Genomic DNA, 10871 nt, shown 5'->3' on the forward strand with positions numbered 1-10871 from the left:
AGACCGGCAAGGGGACGCATGTCGACGTCTCGATGTTCGACGCCACCCTGAGCCTCTGCGCGACGCTGGTGGCCCGCTTCGCCGCAACGGGCATTGCGCCGCAGCGCGTGGGCAATCGCCACCCTTCGTCGGCACCGTTCGGCGCGTATCGCGCGCAAGACGGTTTCTACGTGGTCGCGGTGCTCAACAACAAGCTGTTCAGCACCTTTGCCCATGCGATCGGCGAGCCGCAGCTTGCCAGCGATCCCCGCTATGCGAGCGACGCCTCGCGTTGTCAGCACGAAACGGATTTGCGCGTCTGTATCGAAGCGTGGTCATCGCGCCGGCCGGTAGCGGAAGTGAACCGGATTCTCGGCGAAGCAGGCATTCCGGTCGCGCCGATCCGCAATCTGCAGCAAGCGCTCGAAAGCGAACAGGCCACGCATCGGGCCTTGCTCACCGAAGTGCCGCGCCGCATCGGCCGCACCGGCCACGAAGGCCCGGCACTGCGTTTGCCTTCGCAGCCGGTGAAATTTTCCGGGTATGACGCGAACCGTGTGAGCGCCGCGCCGCAATTGGGCGAGCACAGTACCGAGATTCTGCAAGGACTCGGTCTCGACGCCGCCCAGATCGCAGAACTTTGCCGGCAAGGCGCACTCGGCCGCGAGGCCGCGCACGGTGCGCCGATTGCCCATTCTGAAGCACTCCATAAGGAAGCCGATCATGCTTAAACGACTGGGCGTCGAACCGAACGACCTGGAATTCGCCGACGCGATCGCGCGCTTCGCGCAAAGCGAGTTGGCGCCACGCGCGGCCGAAGTGGACCGCGACGAAATCCCTACCACGCGTTATGTCAGCGAACTCGCCGAGCTGGGTGTGATGGGCATGAATCTGCCGGAGCGCTGGGGGGGTATCGGCGCATCGCCGGTGGCGATCATCCTGTCGCTCGCGGAAATCGCGAAGGCCTGTGCGGCCACTTCGTCGATGATCGGCGCGCACTATCTCGCCACGGATTCGATCCTGATCGGCGGTGACGACAGTCTGCGCGACCGCTATCTGCCTGAGGCAGCCGCCGGCACCAGACTCGGCGCGTTCGCGCTGACCGAGCCGCGCGCCGGCTCCAATCCCGCCGACATGGCGACCCGTGCAACGCCCGAAGGCGATGGTTACCGGATTCGCGGCGTGAAGCACTTCATCTCGAACGCGGATGCGGCCGACTTCATCGTCGTCTATGCGAAGACCGATCCCGAAGCGGGCGCGCGCGGCATCAGCGCGTTCGTGGTCGACCGGCACAGCGCCGGCGTGGATGTGGCGCCGGCGGAAAAGCTGATGGGCATTCGCGGCGCGCCGGCACACGAGATCGCTCTCGACTGCTGCGTGCCGGCCGCGAACCGGCTTGGCGCAGAAGGCACCGGCTTTCGCACCGCGATGAAGGTGCTCGACAACAGCCGCCTGGATGTGGCCGCAACGAGCCTCGGCATTGCGGAAGCGGCGCTCGCGAGTGCCGTCGATTGGGCCAGACAGCGCCAGGTGGGCGGCGAACCGCTCTCGCGCAAACAGGGTCTGCAATGGATGTTTGCCGACATGAAGACGCGGCTCGAAGCCGCCTGGCTTCTGACCTTGCAGGCGGCCGTGCGGCGCGCGGCGGGCGAGCCCTTCACCGATTACGCGTCGATGGCGAAGCTGTATGCGTCGGAAACGGTCGGCTTTGTCACCGATACCGCGTTGCAGATTCACGGCGGCTATGGCTTCACGCGCGAGATGCCGCTCGAGCGCCTGGTGCGCGACGCGAGAATTTTGCGTATCTACGAAGGATCGTCGGAAATCCAGCGCACGGTGATCGCGCGGATGATGCTGGCCTGATCGGGCTATCGCAAACGTGAAGATGACGAAGCATCCGTTCGATGAAATCGCGGCTGAGCAGGTGGAGCGATTGCGGGAAGCAGGCTCGATCGTCAGCCACCCGCATTCTCATTGCTGCCGCAAGGCAGCGTAGCGACATGTCAGGAGATTCGCATGGCAACAACCATCCCGCGCGCGACAGCGCCTTCGCTGATCGAGCGGCGCTCGATCGATTACATCCCCGAAGCAGAGCGGCACGGCAGCCTTATCAGTCAATTTACGTTGTGGTTCGGCGCGAACCTGCAGGTCACCGCGGTCGTTACCGGCGCGCTTGCGGTGGTGCTCGGCGGTGACGTGTTCTGGTCGCTGATCGGTCTGCTGGCAGGGCAGATCATCGGCGGCGCGGTGATGGCGCTGCATGGCGCACAAGGTCCGCAACTCGGCCTGCCGCAGATGATTTCGAGCCGCGTGCAGTTCGGCGTGTACGGCGCGATCATTCCACTGGCGCTCGTCTGTGTGATGTATGTCGGCTTCTCCGCCGGTGGCACCGTGCTGGCCGGACAGGCGATCGGCCAGTTGCTGCACGTCGACAACACCACGGCTATCGTCATCTTCGCATTGCTGATCGTCGTGCTGACCGCGCTCGGCTATCGCACCATTCACGCGATGGGGCGCATGTCGAGCATCGTCGGCGTGCTGGCGTTCCTCTATCTGTTCGCGAGTCTGCTGCACGGGCACGATATCGGCGTGCTGCTGGCCAATCGCCACTTCACGCTCGGAGCCTTCCTGCTGGCCGTGTCGCTGTCGGCATCGTGGCAGATCGCATATGGGCCTTACGTCGCCGACTATTCCCGCTATCTGCCGGGTTCTACCCCGGCATTGAAGACGTTCTGGGCGGTTGGCCTCGGCTCCGTGCTGGGCGCGCAGGTGTCGATGGTGTTCGGGGTGTTTGCCGCGGCGCTCGCGGGTAATCGCTTCGCGGGGCACGAGGTGTCGTTCATTGTCGGGCTGGGCGCCAGTGGCATGCTCGCCGCGGTGCTGTACTTCACGATCGCGCTGGGCAAGCTCACGATCACCACGCTCAATGCGTACGGCAGTGTGATGTCGGTGGCCACCATCATGACCGGCTTTGGCGGACAACGGTCGATTTCAAATCGCACACGCCTCGGTTTCATTTTCCTGATGGTCTGTGCCTCGACCGGCCTGGCGCTCGCCGGTCATCATGCGTTTCTGAAGGAATTCTCCGCGTTCCTGCTGTTCCTGCTGGCGTTCTTCACGCCATGGAGCGCGATCAATCTGGTCGACTATTACTTCGTGACCCGGGAACGTTACGACGTGCCGGCGCTGTTCGATCCGGATGGCCGCTATGGTCGCTGGAATATGACGGGGATCGCGGTCTATGCCTTTGGCGTGCTGATCCAGATGCCATTCATCGCGACGGGTTTCTATACCGGCGCGCTGGTGGATGCGCTGGGCGGCGTCGATATTTCGTGGATCGTCGGGCTGATTGCGCCGGCGCTCGTGTATTACGTGGCCGCGCGGCTGAAGGGAGTCGAGGTCCCGGAACGCATGATCCTGCCGGCCGGCGCGGATTGAGCGGACCATGTGGTGGGCTGGGAGGCCGGCAACGCGAGTGGGATTTCGAGCGGCTTGAGGGGAGTGAATGCGTGTTTAAAGAGCGGTAAATACGCCCGGGACGACAAAATATTGCGTCATTTCTGCCGAATGAATAGGCGAAGATGAATAGTCTTTGGATGGGGAAACTGCCTCCCAGGCGGCAAAATTCCGGCGCCAGCGCCGCCTGGCGGGGCCGCATAACATGACACGGCCGGCAAGACCCCTGTTGTATTCGGGCAATATTTTATTGTTTTAACCTGCCGGTTGGTTATCGCTGAAGGCGCGGCCATGAGAATGTCGAATCTTTGCGATTCACCATAACATAATGAAAAAGGCCCCGACGCACCGGCTTTCTTCACGCTAAATCGCTGAAATTGCAACGGATTGTGATACGCTGCGCGCGCCTGAAAAGCATGGGAACGTGTAAGCGCGCGCAGTTTGCGGCAAAAAAACGTCAAATTGCCGTGGGGCGGCTGATACAAGGCTTACACCCAAGGTTTGCGTGAATGCGCGCCAATGCGTTAGTGTGTCGATCCCGGCGCAACAGATGTGGCGCCGGTTCCATGATTACCATACGGGATGTGCTATGAACAAACAGGAACTGATTGATAAAGTCGCCGCAGCGACGGGCGAAAGCAAAGCGGCCACCGGCCAAACCATCGACGCTATCGTCGACGCGGTAACCGCAGCAGTGGTACGCGGCGAAATGGTGCAACTGGTCGGTTTCGGTTCTTTCTCGACCGGCGCACGCGCAGCACGCGTGGGCCGCAATCCGTCGACGGGTGTCGAGATCCAGATCCCGGCCGCGAAAACGGTGAAGTTCAACGCCGGCAAGGCGTTCAAGGAAGCCGTCAACGCGTCGTAATGTAATGCGCCTCACGCTGGACATCGGCTGCCGCCATCCGGCGCGGCGAGCGATGCAACAGGCGTGAGTCAAAACGCGCAGCCCAACCGCGATGAGGTGACAAATCGACGGTTGGCGCGGCGCGTGCGATGCTTATGCCGTGCTGGCTGGCTTCTGTTTTTGTGTCGTGCACGCTCGCGCCCGGTTGCCGCGCGAAGCCGTGCAGGCCGCGATAGCGAGATCAACCCGCGCGTCGTTTGCGGGTCGCTTCGGCAAGCGTGTCGAGCACCGGTTCGGTTTGCGCCCAGCTCACGCAGGCATCCGTGATCGAGACGCCGTAGCGCAGCGGCACACCGGCTTTCAGGTCCTGACGGCCTTCTTCCAGATGACTTTCGAGCATAACGCCGATGATGCGGCGCTCGCGCTGCGAGAGTTGCTGTGCCAGATCCTGCACCACATCCAGCTGACGCAAGTGCGACTTGCCCGAGTTCGCGTGCGAACAGTCGATCATGACCTGCTCGCGCAGACCCGCTAATTTGAGCGCCGCGCAGGTGGCTTCGACCGACGTGCTGTCGTAATTCGGCCCTTTCTTGCCGCCGCGCAGGATCACGTGGGCGTCGTCATTGCCGCGCGTTTCGAAGATCGCCGCCATGCCCATTTTCGTCATGCCCATGAACGCGTGACTTGCACGCGCCGCGACGATCGCGTCCGCCGCGATTTGCACGCCGCCGTCCGTGCCGTTCTTGAAGCCGATCGGGCAGCTCAGTCCGGAAGCCAGTTGCCGATGGCTCTGACTTTCCGTCGTGCGTGCGCCGATCGCGCCCCACGCGATCAGGTCGGCGATGTACTGCGGACTGAGCAGGTCGAGAAATTCGGTCGCGGTGGGCAAGCCGAGGCCGTTGATCTCGAGCAGCAGCTGTCTTGCCAGCCGCAGGCCTTCATTGATGCGGAAGCTGCCGTCGAGGCGCGGGTCGTTGATATAGCCTTTCCAGCCGACCGTTGTACGCGGCTTTTCGAAGTAGACCCGCATCACGATCAGCAGATCGTTCTTATAGGTGTCGGCCGCGACCTTGAGTTTGCGTGCGTATTCGATTGCCTGATCGTGATCGTGAATGGAGCAGGGGCCGACGATCATCACGAGCCGGTCGTCACGGCCATGCAGGATATCGGCGATTTCCACGCGGGTTTTTTCGACGAGTGTTTGCACCGATGCCGGCACGGGCAACTCGTCCTGCAGCAGGGCGGGGGAAATCAGCGGACGGACTGCGCCGATACGAACGTCGTCGATACGCGTGGTGTCCTGGGTGGCGTCGGCCGAGCCCACTTCCTGGTCGTGCAGAGGATTGTCGATGGCGCTCAAAATGTTCTCCCGGACCTTGGGTGTTGAGATGGCCTTACGGCCTGATTGGCTGATTGTTGTCGAATGTTGCTGAGTTTCGCTGAGTGTTGATTAGCTGCCGGGATTATGACACTCGGCGGGGCGTTGCCGGTATGGGGGTTGTCAGAGCCGTTTGATCAGCGCCATGGCCGCTGCCGGATTGCGTTCCTTGAAGCCGCTGATGACATAGAGGTAGACCTCGCGCGCCGCGGCTTTTGCGGGCGCGGCCGCCGATGTTTCCAGATCGTCGGGCGTGATGCCGGCGGCGAGCTGGCGGGCGCGCTCGGCCCAGCTGTCGAGTGCTTTGGTCGAGTAGCCTTTGGCCTGTTTGTCGGTGGTGCCCATGATGCGGGCGTAGACGAATGGCGCCGTGATGTCCGCGATTTGCGGATAGTCGCTGTCGCCGGCGAGCACGATGGCGACTTTGTATTTTCTTGCTAGCGCGATGAATTCTGGCGTTTGGAAGGTTTCATTGCGGACTTCGATAGCGTGTTTCAGCTTTTGACCTTCGATGCTTGGCGGCAGCAGTTTCAGGAAAGCCTCAAAGTCTTCGGGGTCGAATTTTTTGGTGGCTGCGAATTGCCAGTTAATCGGGCCTAGTTTTTGTTTTAGCAACAGTACGCCACTGGCGAAGAAGCGCTCGATGGTTTCGTTGGCGTCGGCCAGAATTTTTCTGTTGGTGGCATAGCGGGGGGCTTTCAGGGAGAAGACAAAATCTTCCGGAGTTTCCTGATACCACTTTTCATAGCTTGACGGCTTTTGCAAGCCGTAGAAAGTGCCGTTGATTTCTATCGATGTCAGGTGTTGGCTCGCGTATTCCAGTTCGCGGGATTGGGTCAGGTCCGATGGATAGAAGACACCCCGCCATGGGGCATAGGTCCAGCCGCCTATGCCGATTTTGATGGGTTGTGGTTTTGATTTTGGCATTTGGTGTCCTTTTTCCTCTGTTCTCTGGGGTTGGCTTTTTTTTTTTGCCTTTGGCGGCGGCATTTCCTTGTGCCTGCGGCGTTGGCCTTTCCTTGCATTCTAATTGGTTTATTAGCGTCGTCCCTGCTGTTTGCCTACGGCGTTTGGTGTTTCTTTTGCTATTGGTTTATTAGCGTTGCCCCTGTGCGGGGGGCACCTACTTTTCTTTGCCGGCCGCAAAGAAAAGTAGGCAAAAGAAAGCGGCTCACACCGCCAATTCTTAAGTGGGTCCCCTGGCTTGGAGGGGATCGTGGCTCCGTAGAGATTGGGCCTGCGCACCTTCTGGCCTGAGTGACCAGGCCGTCATGCTTCCGGCGGCGCTGCGCGCGCCGGGGCGGTACTTCACAAAACCAATTGGTATGTTTCGGCGCCTCGCCGAGGCGAAGCCGATGGCCCCCGCTACGCACAAACGAAGCACCCGGTTTCCTTGGTGGACCCAACCGCGACGCACGCAGTGCGGAGTGGGAGCGGATGACGGCTGTGTCACTGGCGCTTATGGACCGAGGTGTGATCCGTTTATCGCACCACCAGCCCCTCCAAGCCAGGGGACCCGCTTAAAAATTAGCGGTGTGAGCCGCTTTCTTTTGCCTACTTTTCTTTGCGGCGGCAAAGAAAAGTAGGTGCCTGCCCCGCACAGGGGCGACGCTAATAGACCAATTACAAAACAAGGAAAGGCCCAAGCGGCCAGAACGAGGAAACCCCACCGCCGCAGGCAAAACCCCTATTTTTGGGCACAAAATCTGCAATCTCTGCCTGCCGAAGGCAACCCACCCGCCCTATGGGTTATCCTCCACGCCTGCAACCAAAAACCCGCTTCAAAATCTCTAGAGACTCACCTGGTGAATTCCATCCTCCTCTCCTGGGGCATCGCCGCAGCCGCCACCGCCGGCGTCATCACCCGGCCGTTCAATTGGCCAGAAGCCATCTGGGCCGCCGCCGGCGCGCTCTTACTCGTCGCGCTGGGCCTGCTGCCAGTCGACCTGGCAATCCACGCCATCGGCAAAGGCACCGACGTCTACCTGTTCCTGTTCGGCATGATGCTGCTCTCGGAAGTCGGCCGCCGCGAAGGACTCTTCGACTGGGTCGCCGTGCTGGCAGTCAACCACGCCAACGGCTCGCCCCGAAAACTCTTTCTGCTGGTCTATCTGGTCGGTGTGATCATCACCGCCTTCCTCTCCAATGACGCCGCCGCCGTAGTCCTCACACCGGCCGTTTTCGCCGCCGCGAAAAAAGCCAGAACGGATCCCCTGCCGTTGCTGTTCGTCTGCGCATTCATCGCCAACGCAGCCAGCTTCGTGCTGCCGATCTCGAATCCAGCCAACATCGTGCTCTACGGCAACCACACGCCCGCGCTCGGCGCGTGGCTGGTGCGCTTCACGTTGCCGTCGCTATTGTCGATCGCTGCCACCTATGCGCTATTGCGCTGGACCCAGCGCGAAGCGCTCGCCGGCACCTGCGAGACCAATCTCGAGCCGCTGGAGTTGTCCTCAAGCGGACGCGTGGCCCTCGCCGGTATCGCGGTGACAGCCGTCGCATTGCTGACGGTCTCCGCATTCGATATCCCGCTCGGCCTGCCCACCGCGATTCTCGGCGCGCTGACGGCGGTGCTCGTGCTGATCCTGGAGCGCAAGTCGCCCGTGCCGATGGTCAAGGAAATCTCGTGGAGCGTGCTGCCGCTAGTGGCCGCGCTGTTCGTGCTGGTCGAAATGCTCGATCACACCGGCGTCATCACCGCACTGGCCAACGCGACGCTGCGCGCCACGCAACACAGCGAACTGGCAACGGCCGCATCAGCCGGTGACATCATCGCTATCGCGAGCAATCTGATGAACAACCTGCCGGCCGGTCTGATCGCGAGTTCGACGGTAATGCAGGCGCATAGTCCCGAGCGCGTGATCGACGCGCTGCTGATCGGCGTCGATCTCGGCCCGAATCTGTCCATCACCGGCTCGCTGGCAACCATCCTCTGGCTCAATGCGATTCGCCGCGAAGGCGAAGACGTGAGCTTCATGAAGTTTCTGAAAGTGGGCGCGGTCGTGATGCTGCCGGCGCTCATACTGGCGCTTGGCGCGCGGCTTGTGACCGGTTAATCGACAGCCGCACCGGATGAACGAGAGGAACCCGTATCGCCAGCTTTTGCGGGCGTGGGTGGCGGGTCAGCGCCGCGTGCCGTTCGAACGCATCGGTGGCGCTGCGGCGATTTCCTCAGCCTGTTCCAGCGAACGCAGCGTCGCTTCGAGTCGTGCAATGCGCGCCTGCTGCGTCGGCATCAGACGCGATCTGGAAAGCACGCTCAGGCGATTGCGCCAGTACGACAGCGGAATGCGGTCGTAGATGGAAATCAGCCCGAACACGCGTTCGAGATGGGCGATCTCTTTGTCGAAGTTCTGATAGCTCATCTGACGATCCGCAAAATAGATGTATTGACAACAAGGTGGCGCGTCACAGACAAAACGCGCCCGGCGCTAAATCTGAGCAAGGCGCGTTCCGCGGTTGGCTGATGAATGGCTTGCTGGGCAAAGCTGATTTGTCCGATTTATGGTGCCGCTCGGCTCGAAGGCTGGCCCGGTGGCAAAGCGTGGCGGGCGCATCGTGGACGAAGGCTGCCCGCGTTGGTCTGCTTCAGTGGGACGCGACGGTTCGTCGAGCCGTTTGTCGCCGGGCGCGGACGGACGGCCCTGGCAAACTGTGCCGCGTCCACGTGTAAGAGCTGCGCCGTTAAAGCCAGCTACTGATCGGAGCCATGACGCACCCGGCCGCCTCGTCGGAGTCCTGACTCAAGCAGTCAACAGAATGGCGCGCCACGTATGACGCGCTTCCCGCATTCAGTACGGCGCGCAAACCCAACAAAGTGCTCTCCCGTGGCGACCCGGCCATTCTTCAGGACAACGGGAATTCACCAGGCAGTCTTGCTTGCAGCATGTCCTATGCGGATTCCACGGCCTTTGTTGTAATCAGCACATCGGATACGGGCACCCTAGCGCGGCACCATCATGACGGGTTGAGCATAGGTGACGGCGGGGGCGGGTACGCCCGCGTAATTCGTGGGCGCCGGGACTACAACCGTCGTTTGGAGCGGGGCGGGTTTTGTTTGGGTCGCCAGCGTCGGTGCGGGCGCGGCGACGGCTACAGCAACCGGTACCGCAACGGGTATGGCGACCGGCGGGGGCGTCACTACGTAAGCCGGTTGGACCGGCGCGTAGTAATAGACGGGGCGGGGCGGCGGCGCGTAGACGACGGGGGCGGACATATACACAACGACGCGGGCGAACGAGGTCGACGAGCAGGTCAGACCGATGGCAGTAAAAGTAGAGGCACAGACGTGACGAATACTCACTTGAAACTCCTGGGACGTTGAGCGGCGCGGGGCGACTTCCTGTGAAGAAGCAAGGCCGGGTGGCCCGGATCGCCTGGAGGCGTTGCCGAACCGTTGGGGCGCTTGTGGCGCCGACAGACGAACGATACGCAAGCCGCGCTGGAAACGGCATCAGAGACTTATTTCATTCGATGTCACGCCCAAACGGGCGGTCCGGCGGTCCGGCGGTCCGGCGCTCCGGCGCTCCGGCGCTCCGGTGATTCGGCGCTCCGGTGATTCGGCGATCCGGCGACCCGGCGACCGGCGATCCGGCGATCCGGCGATCCGGCGCAAACGCGGCGAGCGTGGCGAGTATGGCGCGTTGGCTGCATTGCTCGGGTGGCACCCGCAGTCGTCGTGTCTGGACCGCTCCATGCCGTCACCCAAAGCCATGACATATCGCGACATGAATCTGAAATTGCCTTCTCGCGGCGCATCAACAAGAATTCGGCCTGTCATCGAACGGATCGCGGCAAGTTGCAGGCGACGCACGATGGCCTGATCGAAGGAGTCCGTCATGAAAAAATTACTCGCCGTCGTCCTGCTGTGCTGCGCATCCACCGTCACGTTCGCCCAATCCGCCGCGCCGCAGGCCGGCAATCCGCAGCGCATGCAACGCATGGAACAGCAACTGCAAGCGCGCTTCTCGAGCGCCAACACCACCCACGACGGCAAGCTCACCAAGGATCAGGCGGCCGCTGGTCTGCCGATGGTCGCCACGCATTTCGATGAGATCGATACGCAGAAGGCGGGCTATATCACGCTGGTGCAGATCGAAGCATTCATGCAGGAACGCGGGGCAGCGCACTGAGCCGCGAGCGCATCGGCGGGATCGTAGAGAGTCGCCTATCGAACCCACTGCCGGCCCTTGACACGCCCGAGCGCGCGAT

The 10871-nt window shown here is 61.9% G+C and carries 11 protein-coding genes; 6 read left to right on the forward strand and 5 right to left on the reverse strand.

Features of this window, described 5'->3' with window-relative positions; all coding sequences use genetic code 11:
- Nucleotides 1–32: 32 nt before the first annotated feature.
- The 4 genes from PQR27_RS22925 (at nucleotide 33) to PQR27_RS22940 (ending at nucleotide 4303) form a co-directional block, all read left to right on the forward strand.
- On the forward strand, nucleotides 33–710 hold the full coding sequence (locus PQR27_RS22925; RefSeq protein WP_408525933.1) for a CoA transferase: 678 nt from the start codon (nucleotides 33–35) through the stop codon (nucleotides 708–710).
- Nucleotides 703–1842, forward strand: a complete 1140-nt coding sequence (locus PQR27_RS22930) for an acyl-CoA dehydrogenase family protein (RefSeq protein WP_408525934.1) — start codon at nucleotides 703–705, stop codon at nucleotides 1840–1842. Before PQR27_RS22925 ends, PQR27_RS22930 begins: the two co-directional genes overlap by 8 nt.
- Nucleotides 1843–1995: 153 nt before the next feature.
- On the forward strand, nucleotides 1996–3417 hold the full coding sequence (locus PQR27_RS22935; RefSeq protein WP_408525935.1) for a purine-cytosine permease family protein: 1422 nt from the start codon (nucleotides 1996–1998) through the stop codon (nucleotides 3415–3417).
- A gap of 607 nt (nucleotides 3418–4024) precedes the next feature.
- Entirely contained in the window at nucleotides 4025–4303 is a 279-nt protein-coding gene (locus tag PQR27_RS22940) for an HU family DNA-binding protein (RefSeq protein ID WP_408525936.1), read from the forward strand.
- Between the two features lie 220 nt (nucleotides 4304–4523).
- Here the strand turns inward: PQR27_RS22940 and PQR27_RS22945 are convergent, their stop codons facing one another.
- Entirely contained in the window at nucleotides 4524–5642 is a 1119-nt protein-coding gene (locus PQR27_RS22945) for a 3-deoxy-7-phosphoheptulonate synthase (RefSeq protein WP_408525937.1), read from the reverse strand.
- Nucleotides 5643–5783: 141 nt separating this feature from the next.
- Complete coding sequence (locus PQR27_RS22950; protein ID WP_408525938.1) at nucleotides 5784–6587, reverse strand: DUF72 domain-containing protein; 804 nt, start codon at nucleotides 6585–6587, stop codon at nucleotides 5784–5786.
- Nucleotides 6588–7465: 878 nt separating this feature from the next.
- On the opposite strand from PQR27_RS22950, the gene PQR27_RS22955 reads away from it, so the two are divergent.
- Nucleotides 7466–8716, forward strand: a complete 1251-nt coding sequence (locus PQR27_RS22955) for an arsenic transporter (protein WP_408525939.1) — start codon at nucleotides 7466–7468, stop codon at nucleotides 8714–8716.
- 66 nt (nucleotides 8717–8782) lie between these two features.
- On the opposite strand, the gene PQR27_RS22960 is transcribed toward PQR27_RS22955, so the two are convergent.
- From PQR27_RS22960 to PQR27_RS22970, 3 genes are all read right to left on the reverse strand, one after another.
- Nucleotides 8783–9025 carry a hypothetical protein gene (locus PQR27_RS22960; RefSeq protein ID WP_408525940.1) on the reverse strand — a complete coding sequence of 81 codons (243 nt, stop codon included), beginning with the start codon at nucleotides 9023–9025 and terminating at the stop codon, nucleotides 8783–8785.
- Between the two features lie 578 nt (nucleotides 9026–9603).
- Nucleotides 9604–9963: a hypothetical protein gene (locus tag PQR27_RS22965; RefSeq protein WP_408525941.1), complete on the reverse strand. Its 360-nt coding sequence runs from the start codon at nucleotides 9961–9963 to the stop codon at nucleotides 9604–9606.
- Between the two features lie 150 nt (nucleotides 9964–10113).
- Nucleotides 10114–10500: a hypothetical protein gene (locus PQR27_RS22970; RefSeq protein ID WP_408525942.1), complete on the reverse strand. Its 387-nt coding sequence runs from the start codon at nucleotides 10498–10500 to the stop codon at nucleotides 10114–10116.
- Between PQR27_RS22970 and PQR27_RS22975 the strand changes: the two genes are divergently transcribed.
- The gene (locus PQR27_RS22975) at nucleotides 10499–10792 is read left to right on the forward strand and encodes an EF-hand domain-containing protein (protein WP_408525943.1); all 294 of its coding nucleotides are present in this window, start codon (nucleotides 10499–10501) and stop codon (nucleotides 10790–10792) included. The genes PQR27_RS22970 and PQR27_RS22975 overlap by 2 nt on opposite strands.
- The last annotated feature ends 79 nt before the right edge of the window (nucleotides 10793–10871 follow it).

The sequence above is a fragment of the Paraburkholderia fungorum genome (genome assembly GCF_046027215.1).
Lineage (GTDB): Bacteria > Pseudomonadota > Gammaproteobacteria > Burkholderiales > Burkholderiaceae > Paraburkholderia > Paraburkholderia fungorum_D.

Excerpts from the sequence above, each read along its gene's own strand:
- PQR27_RS22925 (WP_408525933.1), top strand. The coding sequence starts at position 33 with ATGTTCGACGCCACCCTGAGCCTCTGCGCGACGCTGGTGGCCCGCTTC.
- PQR27_RS22930 (WP_408525934.1), top strand. The coding sequence starts at position 703 with ATGCTTAAACGACTGGGCGTCGAACCGAACGACCTGGAATTCGCCGAC.
- PQR27_RS22935 (WP_408525935.1), top strand. The coding sequence starts at position 1,996 with ATGGCAACAACCATCCCGCGCGCGACAGCGCCTTCGCTGATCGAGCGG.
- PQR27_RS22940 (WP_408525936.1), top strand. The coding sequence starts at position 4,025 with ATGAACAAACAGGAACTGATTGATAAAGTCGCCGCAGCGACGGGCGAA.
- PQR27_RS22950 (WP_408525938.1), bottom strand. The coding sequence starts at position 6,587 with ATGCCAAAATCAAAACCACAACCCATCAAAATCGGCATAGGCGGCTGG.
- PQR27_RS22960 (WP_408525940.1), bottom strand. The coding sequence starts at position 9,025 with ATGAGCTATCAGAACTTCGACAAAGAGATCGCCCATCTCGAACGCGTG.
- PQR27_RS22975 (WP_408525943.1), top strand. The coding sequence starts at position 10,499 with ATGAAAAAATTACTCGCCGTCGTCCTGCTGTGCTGCGCATCCACCGTC.
- PQR27_RS22970 (WP_408525942.1), bottom strand. The coding sequence starts at position 10,500 with ATGACGGACTCCTTCGATCAGGCCATCGTGCGTCGCCTGCAACTTGCC.